Below are 26129 nucleotides of genomic sequence, written 5' to 3' on the forward strand. Positions count from 1 at the left end.
GTTCTTGTCTTTGCTTGTATTTGCTTGTTTCGGTGTCATCTAGCATGGTTAGGCGGTCCGCCATATCATCCTTGTCATTGGAATGTCGTCGAAATTGAAGGAGGCCAGAATGTCCGGCTCCAAGACAAATCCAGCAGGCCACGGGGCCGGCAAGGCTCCCGGCAAGGCAGCCGCGGACGACGAAAAGCGACAGCTGGAAGTTGCGCTGGACGAAGGACTGGAGGAGACTTTTCCGGGCTCCGATCCGGTCAGTGTGACCCAGCCTGCCCATTCAAAGGCGGACGCGCATATCAAGCGAAAGGGCTGAGCGGGCCGGGTTCCGGTCAGCCGATGCTCCATCGAAGGCATTACATGAAAGGTTAAGGTATATAAGTAATATCAATGGCTTGTCATTAATTACGTATACCGGGGCTTGGTAATGATTCATCATATTTTTTGAAGCGATTTTAGGGGCCCGAGCCTTATAAGTCCGTCACATATATGGCGCTGCCAATGGGTCAGTCGCTTGAGACAGGGTTTTGAGCCCTCGCGCAAAGCGAGAGGGCATTGGGGGTTACCATGAGCCGTAAATATTTCGGGACAGACGGCATTCGCGGCCGCGCCAATGGTTTGATCACGCCGGAACTGGCACTGAAGGTCGGGCAGGCGGCAGGTCTTGTGTTTCAGCGCGGCGAACACCGTCATCGTGTCGTGATCGGCAAGGACACCCGGTTGTCCGGCTACATGATCGAAAATGCCATGGTGGCAGGCTTCACGTCGGTCGGGATGGATGTGCTGCTGGTCGGGCCGATGCCGACGCCAGCCGTGGCGATGCTGACCAAGTCGATGCGCGCCGATCTCGGCGTGATGATTTCCGCATCGCACAATCTGTTCGAGGACAACGGCATCAAGCTGTTCGGACCGCTCGGCTACAAGCTGTCGGACGATGTCGAGAAGCAGATCGAGGAATTGCTCGACGAGAATCTCGACAAGAGACTGTCGCAGAGCGCCAGCCTCGGTCGGGCGCGCCGCATCGACGGGGTGCATGATCGTTACATCGAATTCGCCAAACGCACGCTGCCGCGAAATCTCAGCCTCGATGGTTTGCGCGTCGTCATCGATTGCGCCCATGGCGCTGCCTACAAGGTGGCGCCGGAGGCGCTCTGGGAACTCGGCGCGGACGTCATCTCCATCGGCGTCGAGCCGGATGGTTTCAACATCAACAAGGAATGCGGATCGACCGCACCGGAAGCGCTGAGTCGCAAGGTGCGCGAGATGCGCGCCGATATTGGCATTGCGCTGGATGGCGACGCCGATCGGCTGATCATGGTCGACGAGCGTGGCCATCTGGTCGATGGCGATCAGTTGCTCGCCGTTATCGCGCAGAGCTGGAAGGAAGACGGGCGGCTTGCCAAGCCGGGTATCGTCTCCACCGTGATGTCAAATCTCGGTCTGGAGCGCTTCCTGAAGGGGCAGGGCATCGATCTCATCCGCACGGCAGTGGGTGACCGCTATGTGCTCGAGCAGATGCTGCAGCACGGCTACAATGTCGGCGGCGAACCCTCCGGCCATATCATCATGTCGGACCATGCGACGACAGGCGACGGTTTCGTAGCCGCGCTGCAGGTGCTGGCCGTGGTGACCAAGCTCGGTCGGCCGGTGTCGGAAGTTTGCCACCTGTTCGATCCGTTGCCGCAGATTCTGAAGAATGTGCGTTATCGCAGCGGCAAGCCGCTCGATGATGCGGAAGTGAAATCCACCATCGCTGCCGGTGAACAGCGCCTCAACGGCCATGGTCGTCTCCTGATCCGCCCGTCGGGCACGGAGCCGGTCATCCGCGTGATGGGAGAGGGCGATGACCGCGTGATGGTCGAGGAAGTGGTGGATTCCATCGTTGACGCGCTGGGCCACGCAGCCGCGGCGTAAGCTTCCTGTTCGTTCGCTCTGGCCAAGGCGCCAGCGCGATGACTGCTGAGCTGACATGAAGAGCCGTCTTGCCCGAATATTTACCGGGTGAGGCAGCTCTTCCGCGTTTTGATAGTTCGCGTTAGAGCGTTTCGAGCGAAGTGGGCACCGGTTCGCATCAAGAAAACGCGTCTAGACAAAAAAAAAGGCTGGAGCCTCGGTTCCGGTCCTATCAGAGCCGAAGGCTCCGGGGAGGTAAGTCCTCGTTAACACCTGGCGATGCCGTGGCGCATTGCAGCGCGGTTTGATAGCAAGACATTGTTAGTAACTGTGGCGACGCAGCGGCGTGATGGAATTTGCGTGCATTTTCGTCACCAAATATCAACCTTAAAAGTTAGGGTTAAGCGCCGCTTAAGGAGTTGGTGTCATCGTCCGTTTGTGAGTTTCCGAGTGTGAGGCCTCCATTAGTTGCCTCTTTGGCCCAAAAGGACGAAGCCAATGCGTAGCGTTAAATTCATTCTGGCCGCGGGCGCGGCTTCCCTGATGTCGACCGCCGTTCTCGCTGCCGACATGCCCATTGCTCCACCGCCTCAGATGTATGCGCCGCCGCCGGTCGAAGACTTCGGCGGTTGGTACCTGCGCGGCGATATTGGTTTCAGCAACCAGCGCGTCAAGAACCTCGCCACCCCGGCCGGTGTTGGTTACAACGCGCCAAACACCGTGCTGGAACAGCAAACGCTCGGCTTCGATACCGGCGGCATCTATCAGCTCGGCGTCGGCTATCAGTTCAACAACTGGTTCCGTGCCGACGTGACCGGTCAATATCGCGGCAGCTCAAACTTCCACGGTTATGATCGCTTCTCCTTCACCGGTCCGGCAAATGTCGGCATCGCCCAGTCCGAGCAGTATGGCGGCCGGAAGTCGGAATGGGTCGCCATGGCGAACGCCTATGTCGATCTCGGTACCTGGTGGTGTGTCACGCCGTTCGTCGGCGCAGGCGTCGGTATGGCTCGCGTGACCGTCGCCAACTTCACTGATCAAAATCTACAGTTCGTTCCAGGTGTCGGCACGAATGTCGGCTCGGCCTATGCCGATTCTGCATCGAAGTGGAATTTCGCGTGGGCGCTGCACACCGGTCTGGCCTACAAGGTCAATCCGAACATGACTGTCGAACTTGGCTATAGCTACATGAACCTTGGCGATGGCGTGACCGGATCGCTTACCCCGTATACCGGTGTCGTGCCGGGCCAGTACGCTGTGACCTTCAAGGACATCACCTCGCATGACCTGAAGCTCGGCGTGCGCTGGAACCTCGACAGCCCGCCGGCCTATGCGCCGCCGCCGTTGATCCGCAAGGGCTAAAGCTAAGCGGATTGCCTCAACTATCTTAAGAGACCTTAACGGCGCGGGAGCTTCCCGCGCCGTTTTGTTTTGCGCGGGTAGTCTCATCGCAACCAATGATTAAGGTTAACAGCGGATGATCGGGACAGTTCGGTGAGTTGAGGAATTGTCGTGATGCGTAGACTTCTGATCGCTGCAGCGCTGCTGGGCGCAGTGCAAACCGCTCAAGCCGCCGACATGCCAGAATTCCCGGCGCTGCGCGGCTCGTTCCCCGAAGGACTAAGCTCAACGCGCTCGGTCTGGGAGGGCTACTATATCGGCGCCCAAGCTGGCGTCGGACAGTCCGACATGAATTTCACCGGGGCGACACGTACCCTCGCGGGCAGCCTGCTGGATGGCCTTGCAATGGAATCAGCCGGCCAGGTCTCGCAATGGCCATTGCTCGGCAAGACGTCGCGGCGAGGCGAGGGCTGGGGTGGCTTCATCGGCTACAACAGCCAGTGGGACGACGTCGTGATTGGCGTCGAAATGAGCTACATGCACGGCAAGTTCGGCGGCGACGCAAGCGGTTCGATGGGGCGCTCTTTCATCGATGCTCTCGGCTATACCAACGGCGTCACCTACGATGCCGCTGCGAAGATGTCGATTACGGATATGGGCACGCTGCGTGCCCGCGCCGGCTATGCCGTGGGATCGTTCTTGCCTTACATGTTCGGAGGTCTCGCGCTCGGACAGGCCGATATCGTTCGGTCAGCACGTATTCACGGGGTCGCCGTCAATGTAGCCGCAGCACCGGGCTTCCAGAACCTCCCGTTCGACTACAGCAAGACCGAAGGCCAATACAGCCATCTCATCTACGGCTACTCTGCTGGCCTCGGCGTTGACGTGAACCTGATCGGTGGGCTGTTCATGCGCGCCGAGTGGGAATACATCCGCTTCACCTCAACGGTCGATACCAATATCAACACCGTGCGAGCCGGCGTCGGCTACAAGTTCTGACCGGCCAAGGTCGCATACGTTTGGCACGAGTTTGATCTCTGTTGACATGCCGTTTGACGAATGCTGCCTTACCGTGTCTGAGGATGCGGGGCAGTCATCATGAAAATCTACGGCGATCTGAATTCCGGCAATTGCCTGAAGGTGAAGTGGGTGAGCGATCACCTCAAACTTCCCTATACGTGGATCGATATCGACACGAGCAAGGGCGAGAGCCGGACGCCGGAGTTTCTGGCGCTTAACGGCGCCGGCCAGGTGCCGACCGTCGTGCTCGATGACGGTCGCCCGCTCGCGCAGTCCAATGCCATCATCCGCTATCTCGCCCGTGGTAGCGGTCTGATCCCGACCGATGCCTATGATGCCGCCAAGATGGATGAATGGCTGTTCTGGGAACAATACAGCCACGAGCCCTATATCGCGGTGTGCCGCTATCAGATCGTCTATCTCGGCAAGGCGATTTCGGATCTCGATCCCGAAAAGCTGAAGCGCGGCTATTTCGCGCTGGTGCGCATGGAGCATCACCTGACGACATCGCGTTTCCTTGTCGGAGATCGCGTCTCGCTGGCCGACGCGTCGTTGGTGGCCTATACGCGCGTGGCCCATGAGGGGGGCTTCCATCTCGACGGTTACGCGTCGATCAGGCGCTGGATCGCCGACAGCGAGAAGGCATTGGGCCTCGTATGAGCACGAAGGTCGTACTGCGATCGCGCAGCGCCAGGGCGTCGCTGCAATCGTGGCGATGTTGGCCGATGATGCGCTCGGCCGTGGCCGCGAGCGTATCGAGGATCCGCTGCCGCAATCTTATTACGAGGCCTTCGATAAACTCACGCATGATCCAAATATCTGGTCGATGGTTGCAGAAGGCGGCGATGGCAGCGTGGTCGGATGCCTGCAGCTCTGCATCCTGCCGGGCTTGAGCTCGCAGGGCGCTTCGCGTGCGCTTATCGAGGATGTTCGTGTGTCGACGACGCTGCGCAGCCAGGGCATCGGTGAGCAACTGGTGCGATGGGCCATTGGCGAGGCACAGGCGAGGGGATGCAAACTCGTCGAGCTGCTGACGCATCAGACCCGGGTCGATGCCCAGCGCTTCTACAAACGGCTCGGTTTCGCTGACAGTCATGTGGGCATGACGTTCCGCTTCTAGGCCACGCGCGATCACCATGCCGTGCGGTCGGGAACGTCGAACAGGACCGGTGGTTGCCCATCGTCATCAACGATGGAGCTGCCCATGCAATCCCGATTTGGCTTTTCCGCTATCGTCGTCGCCTCGCTTCTGGCCTCGACCGCATTCGCCTCGGCCCAGGGTGCCGGCACGGACGGTGTCACGGGCACCCCGGTAACGCAGATGCCGAGCCCGAATGTCTCGCCGCCTCCCGCAACGGGCACGACGGGTATGGGCGGTGGCACGAGTCAGCCCGGCGCGCCGAACACAACGACGCCGGGACGGATCGGCACCGGCGCGTCGCCGAGCGGTTTACCTGGGGATAATCCGAATGCGCCGGGCTTTCCCGGAAAGGTGGGACGATAGGCGTTTCACTCGTGAGAGCGAGTAAGCCGCAACCTCAAACGCAAGGGCGGCGATGGCCATCGCTGCCCTTTTCGTTGACCGCGCATGTTCGTTCCGTCAGCGGGAAATGACGAAGAGGGCCGGTATCATGCGGCTGTAGGTGTCGGTGTTCCGGTTAATGACCCGTAAACCAGCGAAGCGCTGATGGGATTTGTTTCGGAACGTGCGGGGACGAGCGACGTATCCATATACGCGGGGACGTTGGAAGGACTCATGAGCAATTATTCGATTGAGAAGGTCGGCAGCGACTATGTCGTGAAGGTCGACGATCAAAGCGTCATGAAAGTCGGCAGCCGCCGCCGTGCCGCGCAGCTCGTGGTCTATGCGTCGGAATTGCTGAACGACGTGCCCCTGGTACCCGATGACGCTGCATCGTCCGGTGACCTCGCGATGCCTGCGGGTGCATCGTCTGTGAAGGATCACGACCCGGCGGGCGATGTCACTCAAGATCAATGACGCGTGATAGCCCGGAAGTCGCTTGACGCTCCGGGTCGGTTCCCATATCCACGCCAGCGGGACACCTCCCCCCAACGGGAGGCTAGCTATCTGGAAGGATAGATTATGACTGCAGCGAAGCCTTCTTCGCGGCCCAACGTGCCGCATTTCTCCTCCGGCCCCTGCGCCAAGCGCCCCGGCTGGACCCCCGAAAAACTCACCGACGCAGCCCTTGGCCGTTCGCACCGTGCGAAGATCGGCAAGAACAAGCTCAAACTCGCGATCGATCTGACGCGTGAAGTGCTTGAAGTGCCCGCCGATTACCGCATCGGTATCGTGCCGGCATCGGATACGGGCGCCGTTGAGATGGCGCTGTGGTCGCTGCTCGGGCCGCGTCCCGTCACCACCATCGCCTGGGAATCCTTCGGTGAAGGCTGGGTTTCGGACATCGTCAAGGAGCTGAAGCTCAAGGACGTCACCAAGCTGCATGCCGGCTATGGCGAACTCCCCGACCTGTCGAAGGCCGATCCGAACTCGGACATCGTCTTCACCTGGAACGGCACGACCTCCGGCGTGCGCGTGCCGAATGCCGACTGGATCAAGGCTGACCGCGAAGGCCTGACCATCTGCGACGCGACGTCTGCTGCTTTTGCACAGCCGCTCGACTGGGCCAAGCTCGATGTCGTCACCTTCTCCTGGCAAAAGGCGCTCGGCGGCGAAGCCGCGCATGGCGTGCTCGTGCTGTCGCCGCGTGCCGTGGCGCGTCTGGAGAGCTACACGCCGCCATGGCCGCTGCCGAAGATCTTCCGCATGACCAAGGGCGGCAAGCTCAACGAAGGCATCTTCGTCGGCGAGACCATCAACACGCCGTCGATGCTGTGCGTCGAGGACTATCTCGATGCGCTCGGCTGGGCCAAGTCGGTCGGAGGTCTCAAGGCGCTGATCGCGCGTGCCGACGCCAACACCAAGGCGCTCGCCGACTGGAAAGCGAAGACGCCGTGGATCGACTTCCTGGCAGCTGATCCCGCGATCCGCTCCAACACGTCGGTGTGCATGAAGGTGATCGATCCCGCGATCACCGCGCTCTCGCCGGACGCGCAGGCTGACTTCGCCAAGAAGCTGGTCGCAACCGTCGAGAAGGAAAATGCCGGTTTCGACTTCGCGCATTATCGCGATGCGCCGGCTGGTCTGCGCATCTGGTGCGGTGCTACGGTCGAAGCCAAGGACGTCCAAATCCTCACGCAGTGGATCGACTGGGCTTTCGCCGAAACCAAGGCTTCGCTCGCTAAAGCGGCTTAGTTGCTCTTAACCTCTCCCCGCCTAGCACAGCTTCGCTGTGCGCGGGCGGGGAGAGGTCGGACATCGCGCGAAGCGCGATGTCCGGGTGAGGGGCATGGCACTCAACTCTCCTCACTCCTGCATTCTCGGGTCGAAAGCGGCCCCTCATCCCGACCTTCTCCCCGTAATAACGGGGAGAAGGAGCCTGCTGCGTTTGTCGCGCCTACACCGGCTCCCATTTCGAGGATCACATCCATGACCGCCCCCAAAGTTCTCATTTCCGACGCTCTCTCTCCCGCTGCCGTGCAGATCTTTCGGGATCGCGGCATCGACGTCGACTTCCAGCCGAATCTCGGCAAGGACAAGGACAAGCTTGCCGAGATCATCGGCAACTATGACGGCCTCGCCATTCGCTCGGCCACCAAGGCAACTGCGAAGATTCTCGAAAGGGCGACGCGCCTTAAGGTGATCGGCCGCGCCGGCATCGGCGTCGACAATGTCGAAATTCCCGCGGCAACCGCCAAGGGCATCATCGTGATGAACACGCCGTTCGGCAATTCGATCACGACAGCCGAACATGCGATCACACTGATGCTCTCGCTCGCCCGCGAGATCCCGCAGGCCGATGCGTCGACGCAGGCCGGCAAGTGGGAGAAGAATCGCTTCATGGGCGTCGAGATCACCGGCAAGACGCTGGGCGTGATCGGCTGCGGCAATATCGGCGCCATTGCCGCCGACCGCGCGCTCGGCCTGCGCATGAAGGTCATCGCCTTCGATCCGTTCCTGTCGCCGGAGCGTGCCAAGGACATCGGCGTCGAGAAGGTCGAGCTCGACGATCTCCTCAAGCGCGCCGACTTCATCACGCTGCACACGCCGCTCACCGAGAAGACGAAGAACATCATCGATGCCGCTGCCATCGCCAAGATGAAGCCCGGCGTGCGCATCATCAACTGCGCCCGCGGCGGTCTGGTCGATGAGCAAGCGCTGGTCGATGCGCTGAATAGCAAGTATGTCGCCGGCGCTGCCTTCGACGTGTTCGTCGAGGAACCGGCCACCAAGAACGTGCTGTTCGGCCATCCCAATGTGATCTGCACGCCGCATTTGGGCGCATCGACCACCGAAGCGCAGGAGAACGTCGCTTTGCAAGTCGCCGAGCAGATGTCGGATTATCTGTTGTCGGGCGCGATCTCAAACGCGGTCAACTTCCCGTCGATCACCGCGGAAGAAGCACCGAAGCTGAAGCCGTTCATCGAACTCGCCGAGAAGCTTGGCTCGTTCGCGGGCCAGCTCACCGAGACCGGCATTGCCAAGGTGCAGATCACCTATGAAGGCGCGGTGGCCGAAATGAAGATCAAGGCCCTGACGTCTGCTGCATTGAGCGGGTTGCTGCGGCCGATGCTCGGTGACGTCAACGTCGTCTCCGCACCGGCCGTTGCCAAGGAGCGCGGCATGGTGGTCGATGAAGTGGTACGCGCGGCGCAGAGCGATTACGAAAGCCTGATCACCGTTACGGTTATCACCGAACGGCAGGAACGCTCGGTGTCCGGCACCGTCTATCATGACGGCAAGCCGCGGCTGGTTGATATCAAGGGTATCCGCGTCGATGCCGAATTCGGGAAGTCGATGATCTATGTCACCAACGAGGACAAGCCGGGCTTCATCGGAAAGTTCGCCTCGCTGCTCGGCGATGCCAAGGTCAACATCGCAACCTTCCATCTCGGCCGCAACGAACAGGGCGGTGACGCCATTGCGCTGGTGGAGATCGACGGCGTTGTGCCGGCCGATGTGCTGAGCAAGGTGCAGGCGCTGCCGCAGGTGAAACAGGCCAAGGCGCTGACCTTCTGAGTGTCTCTTACTTAAACTGACATTGCCGAAATCCCCGTCCGAAAGGCGGGGATTTTTTCGTTTTGCGGAAAATGTTCACATTCAGGTCGGCGCGGCAGGTTTGCCCCCGCCCCGCACGTGTAAGGATTTGGGAACACTACCCCGATACATTTCCGAGGAATCAGCGATCGAAAATCGCACGCCCGGGGGAATACAGCCGTGAAGCTCGCCAATATCCGTATTACGTACAAGCTCGTCGTTCTGGTGGCCGTCACCATGATCGGCCTCTGCGCCGCGGGCATCCTGGCCGCCTATATGGTCAAGAGCGAGATGCTCTCCGCGCGAACCGAGCAGCTGAAGTCGATCGTCGAAATCGGAACCAATGTAGCGGCCAGCATCCAGAAGGATGTCGCAGCAGGCAAGCTCACCAAGGAAGCCGCGACCGCCGAGTTGGTACGCCGCATCGAGCCGATGACCTATGACAATGGCAACTATCTGTTCATCTACACGATGGACGGTGAAGTGGTTCATCTGCCGGGCTTCAAGGCGGGATCCAACCGGCTCGACGTCAAGGTTAGCGGCGTAGCCATTACACGTGAATTCCGCGACGGCGTCGCAGCCAACGGCACGAAGATTCTGACCTATGAATTCCAGAAGCCCAATGAGCAGGTCCCGTCGCGCAAGATGGGTTATGCCGCGGCGCTTCCCGGCTGGAACATGTTCATTGCCACCGGCGCCTATCTCGATGACCTCGACGCTCATCTGAAACCGATCATCTGGGCGCTCGGCCTGGCCATGCTGGCCATTGCCGCAGTGGCGGGTGCGATCGCGTGGCTGATCGGCCGTAGCATCACCAAGCCGCTCGGCATGCTGGGATCGCGGATGGAGTCGCTCGCCAATGGCGCGCTGGATGAGGAAATTCCCGGCGTTGGCCGTAGCGATGAAGTCGGTGCGATGGCCAAGACGGTTCAGGTGTTCAAGGACAATGCGCTGCGTATTCGCTCGCTGGAACAGGTCGAGGCGGATGCGCAGGGCCGTATCGCCGCGGAGCGCCGCGCCGCCATGGAGGCGATGGCCACGGATTTCGAGCGTAGCGTGACGGGTATCGTCCGCTCGGTCTCGACCGCCGCGGTCGGCATGCAGAGCACTGCGCAGTCGATGACGGCGACGGCAAGCGATGCAAGCTCGCGCGCCGCGACGGTCAGCGCAGCTTCGACGCGCTCGTCCGATAATGTCAGCACGGTTGCGGCGGCTGCGGAGGAATTGTCGGCGTCAGTCAGTGAAGTGCTGCGTCAGGTATCGGCTTCCAGCGAGATCGCCAGCAAGGCGGTGGGCGATGCCGAGCGCACCAATGCGACTGTTCAGATCCTGTCGAGCGGCGCTGAGAAGATCGGCGAAGTGGTACAGCTGATCCACAGCATTGCCTCCCAGACCAATCTGCTGGCGCTGAACGCGACCATCGAAGCCGCACGTGCCGGCGAGTCCGGTCGCGGTTTCGCGGTGGTGGCATCCGAAGTGAAGGCGCTGGCCAGCCAGACCGCCAAGGCCACCGAGGAAATTTCGGCGCAGGTCGCCGCCATGCAGGCATCGACCAGCGAGGCCGTTGCATCGATCGGCGCCATCACCGGCACCATCGCCCAGATGAGCCAGATCACCAACACGATCTCTGTGGCGGTGGAGCAGCAGGGCACGGCGACGCAGGAAATCGCGCGCAACATTCAGTCGGTGTCGGCCGGCGCGAATGAGATCAGCAATCATATCGGCGGCGTCAGCAGCGCAGCCGAGGCCACCGGCTCGGCGGCGTCACAGGTGCTGTCGAATGCAAAGGAGCTGGAGAGCCAGTCCGGCATGCTGCGCACCGCCGTGGATGAATTCCTCGCCAAGGTGAGAGCGGCCTGAGTCAAATCTTTTCCCGAGCGCGGCTTTGCTGTGCTCGGGGAGCTACCGGGCTGGGACTTGTCTGAACTATTGAGCTTCGGCCGCTGCGTCGACCACCGAATTTAAATCTGCACAATGATAGTTCATAGTGGTGCGCAGCTACCTGTAGCGCGACTTTTGGTGCATTCGAGGTAACCTATAACCGCGGTTGCAAAAACGGAACTACACACCACTTCACGAACTCGAAACTACACCCTGCGATGGTGACACGCTTATTTCAGCGCGCCTTACAGGGATACTTCCCATGAATCGTTTGAAAATTTCGATCGGCCTTCGCCTCTACAGCATCATTGGCTTGAGCTTTCTTGGCCTCGCCGGGCTGGCCTGGATGCAGCTGAACACCCTCGGCGACTCCCTCAAGCAGCAGCGTCAGAGCGAATTGACCCATCTTACGGAGCTGGCGCTCGGCATCGCGCAGGAAGAATACGCGACGATCCAGCGTAGCGGCGTGTCGGACGAGGCCGCGCGCAAGACCGCAGCGGCGCGTATCGGCAAACTGCGCTACGGCAATGGCGATTACTTCTGGATCAACGACCTGCAGCCGCGCATGGTGATGCATCCGATCAAGCCCGAGATGAACGGTAGCGATCTCTCCGGCAACAAGGATCCGAACGGCAAGCGGCTGTTTGTCGAATTCGCCGATGTCGTGAAGAAGCAGAAGGCCGGCTTCGTCGACTATCTGTGGCCCAAGCCCGGCAAGGACGCACCGCAGCCGAAGCTCTCTTATGTCGTCGGTTTCGAGCCCTGGGGCTGGGTCATCGGCACCGGCGTCTATATCGACGACTTGCAGGTACAGCTCTGGGAGAGTGCGCGCACCGTGATGATCGCGGCACTCGCGGTCATTGTCATTCTCGGCGCGCTTGCCTGGATGATTGGCCGCAGCATCACCATCCCGCTTCGCCGGCTCGGCGCGCGCATGCGCGGTCTCGCCGATGGCGCGCTGGATGAAGCGATCCCCGACGTCGACCGCGGCGACGAGATCGGCGCCATGGCCGCAACGGTTCAGGTGTTCAAGGACAACGCGGTGCGTATCCGCGGGCTCGACAAGATCGAGGTGGAATCGCAGGCCCGTGTTGCTGCCGAACGCCGTGCGGCTATGGAAAGCCTCGCCGATGATTTCGAGCGCAGCGTCAACGGCATCGTGCGTTCCGTCTCCACCGCCGCGGCTGGTATGCAGAGCACCGCGCAGTCGATGACGGCGACAGCCAGCGACGCGAGCTCGCGCGCCTCGACGGTCGGAGCGGCATCGGCGCGCTCATCTGACAATGTCAGCACGGTTGCCGCCGCGGCTGAAGAACTATCGGCATCGGTCAGCGAAGTGCTGCGTCAGGTCGCAGCCTCGAGCGATATCGCCAGCAAGGCCGTGGGCGATGCGGAGCGCACCAATGCGACGGTGCAGCAGCTCTCCAGCGGCGCCGAGAAGATTGGCGAGGTCGTGCAGCTGATCCACAACATCGCATCGCAGACCAATCTGCTTGCGCTCAACGCAACCATCGAAGCGGCACGCGCCGGTGAATCCGGCCGTGGCTTCGCGGTCGTCGCGTCGGAAGTGAAGGCACTGGCGAGCCAGACGGCCAAGGCGACCGAGGAAATCTCCGCGCAGGTTGCGGCGATGCAGGCGTCGACGCAGGAGGCTGTCAACTCGATCAACGCCATCACCGGCACGATCGCGCAGATGAGCCAGATCACCACGACGATCTCGGCGGCAGTGGAAGAGCAAGGTTCGGCCACGCAGGAAATCGCGCGCAACATCCAGTCGGTTGCCGCTGGCTCGAGCGAGGTCAGCGCTCATATCGGCGGCGTCAGCGCAGCGGCGGAAGCAACGGGGCAGGCGGCAGGCATGGTGCTGTCGAATGCGAAAGAACTGGATGGCCAGTCGAGCATCCTGCGCAAGGCGGTGGATGAATTCCTCGCGAAGGTTCGCGCAGCGTAGAGCCTTTCCTCTTCTCTCGCGGAGAGCGAGCTCTTGTATCGCTGCAATCGTTGCTCATCATCAAGTATTACAGGCTCGATGATCTGCGGGGATGGTTTGTAAAGAACAAAAAAAGGTCTGTTCGGTATTCTTCTCCTCAATTGGTATTTGCACCCGCGACCTTTTTTGGAGAACTCATTGTGAAGATAAGTAATCTGACGATCACGCCCAAGCTAGGTATTCTGGTGGGTGTCATGTTGCTTGGTCTGTGCGCGTCTGGCGTTCTCGCGGGATATTTCGTTCAGCGCGAGATGATGACCTCAAGGAACGAGGAGCTTCGCCACTTCGTCGATGCCGCGCGCAGCGTGGCGATCGGATTGCAGAAACAAGTCGACACCGGCCAGCTCACCAAGGAAGCCGCGATGGCTGAATTCGGTCGTCGTGCAAATACGATGACCTACGACAACGGCGCGGGCTACCTGTTTGGCTCCATGATGGACGGCGTGACGGTGTTGTCGCCGGATGCCAAGCAGATCGGTCAGAACCGCCTCGATGTGGTGACCAATGGCAAGGCGATCGGTCGCGAGTGGCGCGACAGTGTTGCTGCCAAAGGCGAGCACACGATGTTCTATGACTATGTCAAACCCGGCCAGACGGCACCGCTGCGCAAGGTAGCCTATGCCGCTGCGATCCCGGGATGGAACATGTATGTGGGCGCCGGAGCCTATCTGGAAGACCTCGACGCCAGGTTGAAGCCGATCGTCTGGGCGCTCGGTTTGGCGATCCTTGCTATTGGTGCGGTCGCGGGCGGCATCGCCTGGATGATCGGTCGCAGCATCAGCCGCCCGCTCGGTCAGCTCGGCGCGCGGATGCGCACGCTGGCCGATGGTGCGCTTGAAGACGACATTCCCGGGACCGGGCGCGGCGATGAGATCGGTGCGATGGCATCGACCGTTCAGGTCTTCAAGGACAACGCGGTCCGGATTCGCGGGCTCGACAAGATCGAAGCCGAGACGCAGGCGCGCGCGTCTGCCGAGCGTCGTTCGACCATGGAGAGCATCGCCGATGATTTCGAACGCAGCGTCAACGGGATTGTTCGCTCGGTATCGACGGCAGCGGCAGGGATGCAGACCACCGCGCAATCCATGACGGCGACCGCCAGCGATGCCAGTTCGCGTGCATCGACGGTTGGAGCCGCGTCGGAGCGGTCGTCGGACAATGTCAGCACGGTTGCAGCCGCCGCCGAGGAATTGTCGGCTTCGGTCAGCGAAGTCTTGCGGCAGGTCTCGCAGTCGAGCCAAATTGCGAGCAAGGCAGTCGGCGATGCGGAGCGCACCAATGCGACCGTTCAGCTGTTGTCCAGCGGCGCGGAGAAGATCGGCGAAGTGGTTCAGTTGATCCACAGCATCGCCTCCCAGACCAATCTGCTCGCGCTGAATGCGACCATCGAAGCGGCGCGCGCCGGCGAGTCCGGCCGCGGGTTTGCGGTCGTCGCCTCTGAAGTGAAGGCATTGGCGAGCCAGACCGCCAAGGCTACCGAAGAGATCTCCGCCCAGGTCGCCGCCATGCAGGCGTCCACCAGCGAAGCCGTGCTTTCGATCAGCGCCATTACGGGGACCATCGCGCAGATGAGCGAGATCACCACCAGCATCTCCACGGCCGTCCAGGAGCAGGGCGAGGCCACGCGGGAAATCGCGCGCAACATTCAGTCGGTCGCGGCGGGCTCCAGTGAAATCAGCGAACATATCGGCGGCGTCAGCAGCGCAGCAGAAGCGACCGGGACGGCGGCCTCGCAGGTTCTGTCGAATGCCAGGGAGCTCGACACCCAGTCCGGCATGTTGCGGACGGCGGTGGACGAGTTCCTGACCAAGGTGCGTGCGGCGTAGAAGCTCTTCTTCCCCTCTCCCCTTGTGGGAGAGGAAAGTAGATCACGCTCTAACGCAAAAAGCCCTCCCTTGCGGGAGGGCTTTCGTCGTTCAGGCTGATGCCTGCTCGCGTTGCTTACTTCGCCTTCAGGAAGTCGGCGACTTCGAGCAGCACGAACTCGTTGTCATCGGCCTTGTTCGGCTCGCGGCTTGACGAGAACGGCAGGTTGTTGTCGTTGCCGACGATGATGTGGGTGGCATCAACCTGGTCGACGTTCTCGATGGTGAAGAACGGGAGGGTCAGAACGCCGTCATTCAGCGGCTTGCGGGCCAGCTTGTTCGGGTCCTGGATCTTCATCAGGTCGATGAAACCAATCTTGCGAACGGGCTTGCCGACATTGGCGTCGTTCAGTTCGATCTTATAGACCTTCTTGAACTTGGCGAGATCCGGGAAGCAGTCTTCACCGCGCTTGCCGTCGGCGCAGGCCTTGTCCTTGGTGCCTTCGCCGTTGTCGCGCTCGATGATCAGGCCGTTGTCGGCGGTGATCATGTTGAAGTCGCCGATGGCATTGCCGTTCTGTTCGAACACATACTGCCAGTAGCGACCGGTGAACTTCTCGTTAGCGACGTCGAATTCCAGGATGCGCGAGGCTTCCTTGCCGTCGACCTTTTCCCAGTCCTTCTTCTCGGCATCCCAGATGGGGCCTTCGAGCAGGCCGTAGAGGAACTTGCCATCCTTGGAGGAGGCGAAGCCTTCATAGCCCTTGGAGCGGCGCAGATTGACCGTGGTGTAGGTGGCGCCCGGCGCACCCGGCGACTGCACCGACCAATGGTCGGGCGAACGCACCGGCTTGCCGTCGGCGACGGTGTCGAACACAGCCAGAACCTTGCCGGTCTTGTCGGCCTTGATGATGTAGGGGCCGAATTCCTCGCCGATCCAGAAATTGTCGCCGACGATCTGGAAGCCTTCGGTGTCGACATCGGCGCCGGTCAGATAGCGCTTGGCGGTGTCTTCATGGACGATGCGGAACGGCACCTTCTTGTCGGGATCGTGCAGGAACACGGTGGCCTGACGCTCGACCTTGCCGTTCTTCCAGTCGATCTTGTGATGATTGAGATAGATCATGTAGTCGGCCGAATTGTAGCGCGAGCCGGCGCCATTGTCGGTCAGCACCCAGAACGAACCGTCGGGCATCACCTTGATGCCGGAATGGCCCTGCAGCGGCTGGCCCTTCATCGGCAGCGAGATGCCGGTGGCGCGCTCATAGGACTTGCCCATCACGGTGCCGAGCGCGTCGACGCGCTTGCCGGTGGTGTATTTGCCCGAGGTCTTTAGGTCGTTCGGCGCATCCGCAGGCGCCTCGATGGTCGACGTCGCCGGTAGCACGGCATGGCCGGCGAGCTTGGCGGGGAATTCACCTTCGGTCTGGGCGAAAGTGGCGGAGGTGAGCATGACGAGGGAAGCGACGGAGCAGAGGAATGTGCTGCGCATGGTTGTCTCCTTTGTGGTGACCATGCGCGGTGTTCTGGGGGGCAGGCGTTACGCTGCGCTGACAGTTCCGTGACAAGAAAATGACGAGAGGGGAAAACCCTGCGACATGCAGTCGCCGAGTCTGCGGGTTAGGCGTGGTTCCTCTTCATTCAACCCACGCAAAACCATCGTCATGGCCGGGCTCGTCCCGCCATCCACGTCTTCTTTGCGAGACGTGGATACCCGGCATTCGCCGGGCATGACGAACATACCTGCCGTGCGGTTCTATCTGAAATGCGCCTACTGCTTCTCGATCCCAGCATCCGTGATCAGCTTCTCCCACACCTTGAGCTGATCCTTCAGGAAGGCGTCGAATTCTTCCGGCGTACCGGAAAAGGCTTCCATGCCGCGGTTGGCGAGGTCTTTCTGGATTTCGGGGCGCTCGACGATCTTGCGGATTTCGGCGTTGAGCTTGACGACGATGTCCTTCGGCATGTTGGCCGGGCCGAGATAGCCCTGCCACGACGTAATGTCGAAGCCCTTCACGCCGGCCTCGTCCATGGTCGGAAGGTCGGGCAGAAGCTTGGAGCGATACTTGGTGGTCACCGCAAGCGACTTCAACGCCTTGGCGTTGACGTGCGGCAGGCCGGTCGGAACGTCGACGAACATCATGCTGACACGGCCGGCGATGACATCGGTGAGCGCCGGTGGTGAGCTCTTGTAAGGCACGTGCAGGAGATCGAGCTTGGCGAGGCGGGCAAAGGTCGCGCCGGAGACGATCGCCGACGAACTGCCCGATGCGTAGGAGTACTTGCCCGGCTCTTTCTTGGCGAGCGCGATCAGCTCTTCCACGGAGTTGGCGGGAATCTCAGGATTGATCACCAGCATGAAGGGCAGGTCGCCGGTGCGCGCGATCGGCGTGAAATCCTTGATCGGATCATAGCTCATGGTCTTGAGCAGAAAAGGATTGGCCGAATGCGTCGTGTTGGTGGTCACGAACAGCGTGTAACCATCGGCGGGGGCGCGGGCGACGAAACTGGCGGCGATCGAGCCATTGGCGCCGGCCTTGTTGTCGATCACGGTGTTGGCGTTCAGTGCGGTGCCGAGTTCCTTGGCGATCAGACGCGTCGTGGTGTCGGTGCCGCTGCCGGCGGCGAAAGGGAGCACCAGCGTGATCGCCCGGTTAGGATAGTTCGCAGTTTGTGCGATGGCATCCGGGGTCGCCAACAGCAGCGCTCCGATAAAGGATGCGCTCGCCACACCGCGAAGAATTGAAAGTCCGTGCATTCCGCTTTTCTCCCTGAATCGGCTTTGGTAGCCCACATTTGTTGCGGGCAAACTAGCGGAGGTCGGTGACACACGGAAGCGGAAAGGTATGCAGTTCAGGTGAGCGCGCTGTCGATGGTGTAGGCCATGCATCGACGTCTGCTGCACCGGGTCGACCTTATCGCGTTCGTGAGCGACAGCACCTGCAGACGGTCGCTGATCTCCGCAGCATCTCCACGTCGGGGTCGGTGCGAATGCCGGGGCGACCTCCGGAGCACGCACGGTCGGTTCGTCGCGATCCTTCTCGTCGCCGCTACTGCTTCCCGACCAGCGACAGGTTCAGCGCCGCGCAGGCGCAAAGCTCTTTGACAAATGCACAGCAGCTCTTATATAAATTAGAATAGTTCTAAAATAAGCAAGGCATTGATATGAAGGCGTTTTCGGACCTCACCGAACGCGAGGTGCTGGCGGTTGCGATTTCCAGCGAGGAAGAGGACAGCCGGATCTATCTCAGCTTCGCCGAGGATCTGGCAGAGCGCTATCCCGATTCCGCAAAAGTCTTCAGCGAGATGGCCGAAGAGGAAAAGGGCCATCGGCATCTGCTGTTGCAGATGTATGAGGAGCGCTTCGGACCGAACCTTCCGCCGATCCGGCGCGAAGACGTCAAGGGCTTCATCCGCCGCCGACCAATCTGGCTCACGCGTAACCTGTCGCTCGACACCATCCGCAAGGAAGCCGAGAGGATGGAGTTCGAGGCCGAGCGCTTTTACGCCAGGGCCGCCGAGCAGGCGACGGATGTCGTCGTTCGCAAGTTACTGGGCGATCTGGCCGAGCTGGAAAAAGGACACGAGCATCTCGCGGCCAAACTATCGGATGCCATCCTGACGTCCGACGTTCGTACGATGGAGGACAACACCCGCCACCGGATGTTCGTCCTGCAATATGTCCAGCCAGGTCTTGCGGGCTTGATGGACGGCTCCGTATCGACGCTGGCGCCGCTGTTTGCGGCCGCGTTTGCAACACATCACAACTGGCAGACATTCCTTGTTGGCCTCGCCGCGTCGATCGGCGCCGGCATCAGCATGGGTTTCGCTGAAGCATTGTCGGACGATGGCTCCATGACCGGACGCGGCTCGCCGTGGTTGCGTGGCGGCATCTGCGGGCTGATGACGACGCTGGGCGGTCTCGGCCATACTCTGCCTTATCTCGTGCCGGACAGCTGGCCGAATGCATTCTGGATCGCGACGGCCATCGCAGGTGTTGTCGTTTTTTTCGAACTCTGGGCCATCGCCTATATCAGGGCGCGCTATATGGATACGCCGTTCCTGCAGGCCGTCTTTCAGGTGGTGCTTGGCGGCGTCATCGTTCTGGCGGTGGGAATATTGATCGGAGGCGCGTAGTGGGTGGGGAGGCGTCAGATGGCGTCGTTGCGCGGGATGGCGTAGGTTCTATGCGCGGGAAACCCTGCTGCTCGTCCCGCCGATGATGAGTGTGTGCGATGCATGATCGCGGCAGGTGCGATCGCGGGCAGCTTACGGGTGAAGGAGCGTCCCATGTATGCTGCCATTCGTCAGAGCAAGGCAAAGACCGGCATGGCTGAGGAACTGACGCGCAGGATCAAGGAAGGTGCCATTCCGATCATCAGTGATGTCGAAGGTTTCATGGCCTATTATGTGGTCTATGCGTCCGACGATACGGTGACGGCGATCAGCATCTTCAACAATTTCGCGGGCGCCGAGGAGTCGAACCGACGCGGGCTCGCGTGGAGCGAACAGAATCTGGCGCCCTTGCTGATTGGACCAGCCACAGCGATAGCCGGGCCGGTTATCGTTCATACGTTGGCATAACGCGCGCGGGACAGGTGCTATGCCGGGCGGTGGCATGTGCGCGTAGATTACTCGCTGGATTCTCAATCTCCCAGCAGGCGCTTCGCGCCGGCGATTGCGCGGCGCGCGACTTCTTCGGGGCCGCGCTCCCGGGTCAGCGCATCCATCGGCACTTCGAGCGCGACCGGAATATGCTTCGGCAGGTGCGCGGCGATGGCGCAGAGGTCGATGCCGCCGTCGCCGGGTGGCAGCCGTTCAGCGCGCGCGGTGTGCAGCAGTCCTTCCACCGTGCCAGGCTTCTCCGCCGGAGCATCGCAAAAATGGAAAAACGGCAGCAAGCGCGATGGCATGTCGTCGAGTTCGGCGAGGCTGCTGTCGGAGCGGTCGAAATGCAGCGTATCGACAAGGATACCCGCATTGGCGCGGCCTGCGGTCTCGACGATGGCGCGCGCCGTGTGCAGGTTCGACACATTGGTCCAGGGAAAGAACTCCATCACTGGCATGATGCCGTATCGCGCCGCAAGATCGGCGATGGCCGCCAGTCGGTCGGCGAGGCGGGACAAGTCGGGATCATAGGGCGCGACGATGACATGGCGGGCTCCGAGCTCCGCGCCGGCGGTGAGCATCGGCTCAAGCGCCGCGACGTCGATCCCGGGCGTGATCTTGACGAGTTCAATATCGAGCACGTGCAGTCCGGTATCGGCGAGGCGCGCCTTGGTTTGCTGCATCATCGCCTTGTCGTTCATCAGCGGGTAGCCAGGGCTTTCCGCGGTCACGGCTATCAGTCTCAGTCCGACACTCCGGTAGCCGCAGCGCGCGGCAACGTCGATCATCTCTGGCGGCGCCAGCGATAGCACGGTGAGGTGGGCGAGCGAGAAAACGGTCATGTGATGTTTCTACTCCCGATGTCAGGCTGGCCGGAGCGGATGTTCGGTCTATCGCCGTGATGCGATGAATACGCCCGACAGTACCAGCACGTAGCCGATGAGGTGAAACAGTTGCGGCTGTTCGCCGAGAAACGCGATGGCCAATACGGAGCCGAACACCGGCATCAGATGCAGAAATGGTGCAGCCCGATTCGGGCCGATCAGCGCGATGCCGCGATTGAAGAACAGATAGGCCAGCGCCGACGGAAAGATCATGGCATAGGCGAGCGTCAGCAGCGTCACGGTGTCGAAGATCAGCGGTGAACCGGAGTTGAGTTCCCAGATGCTGACCGGCAGGGTCAGGATCGCGCCGCCGGCGGTGGTGAAAGCAATCAGCGACATCGGGTGCGTCACCGGTCGCCGCAGCATCAGCGCCGAATAGATGCCGAACACCAGGAGCGCTGCGAACAGCATCGCATCTCCCTTGTTGATCTGGATACTGGCTAGCGCGGTGAGATCGCCGCGCAGGATGATGATCAGCACGCCGGCCATGGAAACCACGATGCCGAGCAGTTGCGCCAGCGTCAGTCTCACGCCGAACAGGATCAGCGTCCACAGCGCGACGCAGAGCGGGCCCGACGACTGGATCAGCAGCGCATTCAGGGCCTGCGTGTATTTCAGGCCCCAATAGGCCAGTACCGTATTGGCAGCGAAGCCGGTCAGCGCCAGCATGGTCATGAGAGAAAGCTGGGCGCGGAGGACCGGCCAGTCTGCGCGCAGATGCGTCCAGGCGAAGGGCAGCAACAGGAAAAAGGCCCCGATCCAACGCACGCAGGCCAGCGTCACCGGCGGGACGTGGCCGGCGACATAGCGGCCGAGCACGATATTCCCGGCCCAGAACAGCGAGGTGAGGCTGAGCAGGAGATAAGGCTGGTTGGCGAACCAGCCGACGATCGTTTGTCGCGGCGGAGCGGAAGGAGTCATCGGCTCGATGGTCAATGCAGCCTTCCATAGGCGGCAGTTCGCCGGGTGGCACAAGTCACGCTGGCGCGCGGGCACCATGCGCGGCAACAGAGCACGCATCGGTAGATGCGTCGAATGGACGCCAGGAATGAGCCTCGATTCAGGTATTTAGATGCCGAAAATCACGCAAAATCAGACGATTATACCTTTCCGCCAGGCGAACATTAACTGCTTTCCAACGGCTAGCCGATAGAACTGAATCATAATGATGGAACTTGTTTCTTGAATTGCGGGTCCGGATACCTCGTCGACGTTGTGCAGTGAGTGTGTCTGGAGCCGTTCGGCTTTGAGCGCACGACCGAGGGGTCGGCGCGACAGGAGATCGCAATGCCGTTGTCCGCCTCCCAACCCAAACCCGGCCGTCACCGGGGTCTCGGTCTTGGCCCGCGCATCATGTTGATGACGGTCTCCGGCATTCTCATCCTCGGCATCTGCATCACGCTGGTCGCCAAATATGTGCTCGAACAGGGCGCCGCCAAATCCGCGACGGAGCGGGTCGAGACCAACATGCGCGTCGCCTGGAACGTGCTGCGTGAGAGCGGCGACAAATACAGTATCGCGGATGGCAAGCTGCTGGCGGACGGCAAGCCGCTGAACGGCAATTTCGCAGCGGTCGACAAGATCAAGACGCTGGTCGGCGGCACCGCGACGATCTTCATGAATGACACCCGCATCTCGACCAACGTGATGAAGCCGGATGGCACGCGTGCGATCGGTACGCAGCTGGCGAAGGGTCCGGCTTATGAGGCGGTCTTCACCGGCAAGACCGCATTCCGTGGTGAAGTGGCCATCCTCGGCGAGCCGTATATGACCGTCTATGATCCGATCTTCGACGCCAGCCGCAACGTGATCGGCATTCTCTATGTGGGCATCAAGAAGGTCGAGTTTCTCGAAACCGCCAACGACACGCTCTGGACCATTATCTATGCGACGCTCGGCGTGATGCTGCTCGCCATCATTGTCAGCTATGTTGTGGCGCGCAGCAGCGTGGTGCGTCCGTTGAAGGCAAGCATCGCCACGATGAACAAGCTTGCCAAAGGAGACCTCACCGTCGACGTTCCGGCAAGCAAGCGCGCCGACGAGATCGGGGAGATCATGACGGCGCTGAGTGTATTCAAGGAGAACGGCCTCGAAGTCGAGCGCATGAAGGTCGCGCAGATCGCTACGGAAAGCCGCACGGCCGAACAGCGCAAGGCGGATATGATGAAGCTCGCCGCCGATTTCGAAGGCGCCGTCGGGCAGATCGTCGAGACCGTATCGGCTGCCTCGAAGGAATTGGAAGGTTCGGCCACCACATTGACGGCAACCTCGGAGCGCTCACAGGTTTTGGCGGTGGCTGTATCGGCGGCATCGGAAGAAGCCGCGACAAATGTGCAGTCGGTCGCGTCCGCCACCGAGGAAATGTCGTCGTCGGTGCATGAGATCAGCCGTCAGGTGCAGGGCGCCGCGCGCATCGCCAGCGAGGCCGTTGCGCAGGCTGACAATACCAACAACCGCGTCGGCGAACTGGCGACAGCCGCGGCACGCATCGGCGATGTCGTCGAACTGATCAACAATATCGCGGGGCAGACCAATCTGCTGGCGCTCAATGCGACCATCGAGGCGGCGCGCGCCGGTGAGGCCGGTCGCGGCTTTGCGGTGGTTGCCGCGGAAGTGAAAGCGCTGGCCGAACAGACTGCGAAGGCCACTGGCGAGATCAGCCAGCAGGTCAGCGGCATCCAGAAAGCGACCGAGGATTCGGTCTCGGCCATCAAGGAGATCTCCATGACCATCGGCCAGATGTCGGAGATCGCGTCCGCCATCGCATCGGCCGTTGAAGAGCAGGGCGCCACCACGCAGGAGATTTCGCGCAACGTGCAGCAGGCCGCTCAAGGCACGATGCAGGTGAGTTCGAACATCACCGACGTGCAGCGCGGTGTCGAAGAAGCAGGTTCGGCGTCATCGCAGGTTCTGTCCGCGGCGCAGTCGCTGTCGAGCGAAAGCACGCGATTGAAGCAGGAGGTCGGGAACTTCCTGCGCTCGGTGCGCGCCGCGTAACTATTCACCGGGAAAGACAAGAATCGCGCGACGGCGCCACAACTATTTCCGGGCAGACATGACCGCCGCGCCTGGACTGCATATTGCTGAGAAAAATACCCGCTAAATTTAGAACCATTAAAATCTGCGGCAGTGATGTCACACTGCCGCAGAATGCTTGTTGTTTGGAACGCTTCTATTGGCGATGACGCGGCCGTCCCTCTAACCCCGATCCATCACATGAGGGCATCCATCATCGAATATGTCGATGCGGATGAGATTTGGGGATCGCCTTGAACAACACCATTCGTCTGTCGCGTCTCGCGCTTCTGTCGTCGGTCTGCGCGCTCAGCGTCGTCACGCTCGATACGTCGCTGGCGCAGTCCAGTTCCACGCAGACCGGTGCGCAGCCTTTGCCGCCCGTGGTCGTCAACCAGCCGCAGCAGCGTCGCCGCGCGGCCGCCACGCCGAGCCGGACGCCCCGCGCCCGCACCGCCGTCGCGCCGCGTCCGGTGGCGCAGCCCCCGCGCAGCAACGTGTTCGTGGAAAGCCCGCGCGGTCCGATCCAGGGCTATGTCGCCAATCGCAGCTCGACCGGCACGAAGACCAACACGCCAATTAACGAGACGCCGCAGGCTATCTCGGTCATCGGTGCGGAACAGATCCGCGATCAGAACCCAACGAAGTTTGACGAGATTCTTCGCTACGCACCCGGCGTTGCCGCCGGCACTTTCGGCGCCGATTTCCGTAACGACTGGTTCCTGATCCGCGGTTTCAAGTCGGACGACAACAGCGTCTTCCTCGACGGTCTCCAGCTATTCTACACCTCTTATGCAAGCTGGAAGCTGCAGCCGTTCAACATGGAGCGCGTCGAAATCCTGCGCGGTCCGTCGGCGATCCTCTATGGCGGCTCGAGCCCCAGCGGTCTCGTCAACGTCGTCAGCAAGATGCCGCAGGCTCAGCCGATCCGTTATATCGAAACCGGCGTCGATAATTTCGGCAATGCCTATTTCGGCTTCGACATCAATACGCCGATCAAGCTGGCTCCAGGCAATGGCGAGCTCTACACCCGCATCGTTGGCCAGGTGCAGAACGGCGGCACGCAGACAGACTTTACGCCGAACAACAACTACTTCATCGCGCCGTCGCTGACCTGGAAGCCGGATGTCGATACGACGCTGACGATCCTCGCTTCGGCCTCTTTTAATGAGACGCGTCCAGCCAACTTCCTGCCTTACGTCGGCACGGTAACGAATGCGCCGTTTGGACGAATCTCGACCAGCTTCTACGGCGGAGATCCGAAGACCGACAGTTTCAAGCGTGAGCAGGAAATGCTGGGCTATCAGTTCGAGAGGAACCTCTCGGATAACGTGACTTTCCGTCAGAATGCGCGTTTTTCGCATGTTGATGTGAACTACGCTGCTCTTACGCTCGGTGCCCTCTCGGCTCCATTTAACACCTATGCCAATGCGACGACCGGGGACATGTTCCGTTACGGGTTCTCCACCCGAGGCATTGCGGATCAGGCCAATATGGATAGCCAGGTCGAGTATCGATTCACCACCGGCATCCTCAGCCACACGGCGCTCTTTGGCCTCGATCTGAAACACTATAGCATCAGCGACACGCAGGGTCTGGCTGCTGGCTATCCCAATATCAATGCGGTCAATCCCAGCTATGCTGCCGCTTTGCCCCAGATTCGCACAGCTGCCGGTTTCAGCAACTATCGTGATGGAAACCAGACGCAAAATCAGCTCGGTGTGTATCTACAGGACCAGATCAAATTGGACCGCTTCACCCTCGTGCTCAGCGGCCGCAACGATTGGGTCAATAATTCTCGCTTCGATCAGGCCTTCGGCGCGTCTTCACTCGGCCGTGACGAGAGCAAGTTCAGCGGTCGTGCTGGTCTGATCTACAACTTCGACAACGGTCTTGCGCCTTACGTCTCTTATGCGACCAGCTATAACCCGATCATTGGTGTCAATGCGGCGGGTCAATTGCTGTTGTCGGAAACGGGTGAGCAGACCGAAGTCGGCGTGAAGTTCCAGCCGGTAGGCTTTGATGGCCACTTCGGCGTCGCATTGTTCGACCTCAAGCGCAAGAACGTCCCGACTACCAATCCGCTGTTCCCGCTCACGGCGCTTCAGACTGGTGAAGTCACCTCGCGCGGCATCGAACTCGAAGCCGTTGCCAATCTCGCGCCGGGCTTCAAGGTGGTTGGTTCGTTCACGAATTACAATCTGTTCACCAGCGCCGATGCGAATCCGGCTCTGATCGGTCTCGTGCCGACCAACACGCCGCGTCAGCTCGCTTCTGGCTGGGCCGACTACACCTTCCAGGATGGCGTGCTGCGTGGCTTCGGCTTCGGCGGCGGCGTGCGCTATGTCGGCTCGTCCTTCGCCGATCAGGCCAATACGCTGTCGGTTCCATCACGCGTCCTCGGCGATCTCGCCGTTCATTACGACTGGCAGAATTGGCGCTTTGCGGTCAATGCGGCGAACGTGACCGACGAAATCTACGTCGCGAACTGTTCAAGCGCGAATGCCTGCTTCTACGGCGATCGCCGCCGCGTGACCGGCAGCATCGGCTACAAGTGGTAACGGTACGGGCGAGCGAGCCGG

Annotated in this window: 21 protein-coding genes; 17 read left to right on the forward strand and 4 right to left on the reverse strand. The window is 61.0% G+C overall.

Translation table 11 applies throughout. The annotated features are described in order from the left end of the window. Positions 1-109 precede the first annotated feature (109 nt). The 13 genes from AB8B20_RS27040 to AB8B20_RS27100 all read left to right on the forward strand — a co-directional run bounded on the left by AB8B20_RS27040 (position 110) and on the right by AB8B20_RS27100 (position 15061). Entirely contained in the window at positions 110-307 is a 198-nt protein-coding gene (locus AB8B20_RS27040) for a hypothetical protein (RefSeq protein ID WP_184520290.1), read from the forward strand. A 251-nt stretch (positions 308-558) separates the two neighbouring features. After that, positions 559-1905 (forward strand): phosphoglucosamine mutase, encoded by a 1347-nt coding sequence (gene glmM / locus AB8B20_RS27045; protein WP_089261706.1) that lies wholly within the window; start codon positions 559-561, stop codon positions 1903-1905. Between the two features lie 477 nt (positions 1906-2382). Next, positions 2383-3246, forward strand: coding sequence for an outer membrane protein (locus AB8B20_RS27050; RefSeq protein ID WP_439073973.1), 864 nt, complete (start codon positions 2383-2385; stop codon positions 3244-3246). Between the two features lie 153 nt (positions 3247-3399). Continuing rightward, complete coding sequence (locus AB8B20_RS27055) at positions 3400-4224, forward strand: outer membrane protein (protein WP_439057384.1); 825 nt, start codon at positions 3400-3402, stop codon at positions 4222-4224. Between the two features lie 99 nt (positions 4225-4323). After that, positions 4324-4905 (forward strand): glutathione S-transferase family protein, encoded by a 582-nt coding sequence (locus AB8B20_RS27060; protein WP_439073972.1) that lies wholly within the window; start codon positions 4324-4326, stop codon positions 4903-4905. A gap of 55 nt (positions 4906-4960) precedes the next feature. Then, positions 4961-5365, forward strand: a complete 405-nt coding sequence (locus AB8B20_RS27065) for a GNAT family N-acetyltransferase (protein ID WP_439073971.1) — start codon at positions 4961-4963, stop codon at positions 5363-5365. An 84-nt stretch (positions 5366-5449) separates the two neighbouring features. Next, on the forward strand, positions 5450-5749 hold the full coding sequence (locus AB8B20_RS27070) for a hypothetical protein (protein ID WP_439073970.1): 300 nt from the start codon (positions 5450-5452) through the stop codon (positions 5747-5749). A 252-nt stretch (positions 5750-6001) separates the two neighbouring features. Further along, complete coding sequence (locus AB8B20_RS27075; protein WP_093759294.1) at positions 6002-6244, forward strand: hypothetical protein; 243 nt, start codon at positions 6002-6004, stop codon at positions 6242-6244. Positions 6245-6349: 105 nt separating this feature from the next. After that, positions 6350-7522 carry a phosphoserine transaminase gene (locus tag AB8B20_RS27080; RefSeq protein WP_439073969.1) on the forward strand — a complete coding sequence of 391 codons (1173 nt, stop codon included), beginning with the start codon at positions 6350-6352 and terminating at the stop codon, positions 7520-7522. A gap of 234 nt (positions 7523-7756) precedes the next feature. Next, positions 7757-9346 (forward strand): phosphoglycerate dehydrogenase, encoded by a 1590-nt coding sequence (serA, locus tag AB8B20_RS27085; protein ID WP_439073968.1) that lies wholly within the window; start codon positions 7757-7759, stop codon positions 9344-9346. Between the two features lie 198 nt (positions 9347-9544). After that, positions 9545-11224, forward strand: coding sequence for a methyl-accepting chemotaxis protein (locus AB8B20_RS27090; protein WP_120288635.1), 1680 nt, complete (start codon positions 9545-9547; stop codon positions 11222-11224). A 283-nt stretch (positions 11225-11507) separates the two neighbouring features. After that, positions 11508-13196, forward strand: a complete 1689-nt coding sequence (locus AB8B20_RS27095; RefSeq protein ID WP_089261690.1) for a cache domain-containing protein — start codon at positions 11508-11510, stop codon at positions 13194-13196. Positions 13197-13375: 179 nt separating this feature from the next. Next, entirely contained in the window at positions 13376-15061 is a 1686-nt protein-coding gene (locus tag AB8B20_RS27100; RefSeq protein ID WP_439073967.1) for a methyl-accepting chemotaxis protein, read from the forward strand. Between the two features lie 115 nt (positions 15062-15176). Here AB8B20_RS27100 and AB8B20_RS27105 read toward each other — a convergent pair whose 3' ends face one another. Both AB8B20_RS27105 and AB8B20_RS27110 read right to left on the reverse strand, forming a co-directional pair. Further along, positions 15177-16532 carry an esterase-like activity of phytase family protein gene (locus tag AB8B20_RS27105; RefSeq protein WP_439073966.1) on the reverse strand — a complete coding sequence of 452 codons (1356 nt, stop codon included), beginning with the start codon at positions 16530-16532 and terminating at the stop codon, positions 15177-15179. A 279-nt stretch (positions 16533-16811) separates the two neighbouring features. After that, on the reverse strand, positions 16812-17798 hold the full coding sequence (locus AB8B20_RS27110) for a Bug family tripartite tricarboxylate transporter substrate binding protein (protein WP_439073965.1): 987 nt from the start codon (positions 17796-17798) through the stop codon (positions 16812-16814). A gap of 407 nt (positions 17799-18205) precedes the next feature. Between AB8B20_RS27110 and mbfA the strand changes: the two genes are divergently transcribed. Both mbfA and AB8B20_RS27120 read left to right on the forward strand, forming a co-directional pair. Further along, the gene (mbfA, locus tag AB8B20_RS27115) at positions 18206-19177 is read left to right on the forward strand and encodes an iron exporter MbfA (protein ID WP_439073964.1); all 972 of its coding nucleotides are present in this window, start codon (positions 18206-18208) and stop codon (positions 19175-19177) included. Between the two features lie 153 nt (positions 19178-19330). After that, positions 19331-19624 carry an antibiotic biosynthesis monooxygenase gene (locus tag AB8B20_RS27120; protein WP_089263582.1) on the forward strand — a complete coding sequence of 98 codons (294 nt, stop codon included), beginning with the start codon at positions 19331-19333 and terminating at the stop codon, positions 19622-19624. A 62-nt stretch (positions 19625-19686) separates the two neighbouring features. Here the strand turns inward: AB8B20_RS27120 and AB8B20_RS27125 are convergent, their stop codons facing one another. Together AB8B20_RS27125 and AB8B20_RS27130 are read right to left on the reverse strand one after the other, a co-directional pair. Continuing rightward, positions 19687-20490 carry a sugar phosphate isomerase/epimerase family protein gene (locus AB8B20_RS27125; RefSeq protein WP_439073963.1) on the reverse strand — a complete coding sequence of 268 codons (804 nt, stop codon included), beginning with the start codon at positions 20488-20490 and terminating at the stop codon, positions 19687-19689. Positions 20491-20538: 48 nt separating this feature from the next. Further along, positions 20539-21453 (reverse strand): DMT family transporter, encoded by a 915-nt coding sequence (locus AB8B20_RS27130; RefSeq protein WP_439074076.1) that lies wholly within the window; start codon positions 21451-21453, stop codon positions 20539-20541. A gap of 366 nt (positions 21454-21819) precedes the next feature. On the opposite strand from AB8B20_RS27130, the gene AB8B20_RS27135 reads away from it, so the two are divergent. Next, the gene (locus tag AB8B20_RS27135; protein WP_439073962.1) at positions 21820-23529 is read left to right on the forward strand and encodes a methyl-accepting chemotaxis protein; all 1710 of its coding nucleotides are present in this window, start codon (positions 21820-21822) and stop codon (positions 23527-23529) included. A 272-nt stretch (positions 23530-23801) separates the two neighbouring features. Continuing rightward, positions 23802-26108, forward strand: a complete 2307-nt coding sequence (locus AB8B20_RS27140) for a TonB-dependent siderophore receptor (protein ID WP_439073961.1) — start codon at positions 23802-23804, stop codon at positions 26106-26108. Positions 26109-26129 lie beyond the last annotated feature (21 nt).

It is taken from the genome of Tardiphaga sp. 866_E4_N1_4 (genome assembly GCF_052076075.1).
In the GTDB taxonomy this organism is placed as follows: domain Bacteria; phylum Pseudomonadota; class Alphaproteobacteria; order Rhizobiales; family Xanthobacteraceae; genus Tardiphaga; species Tardiphaga robiniae.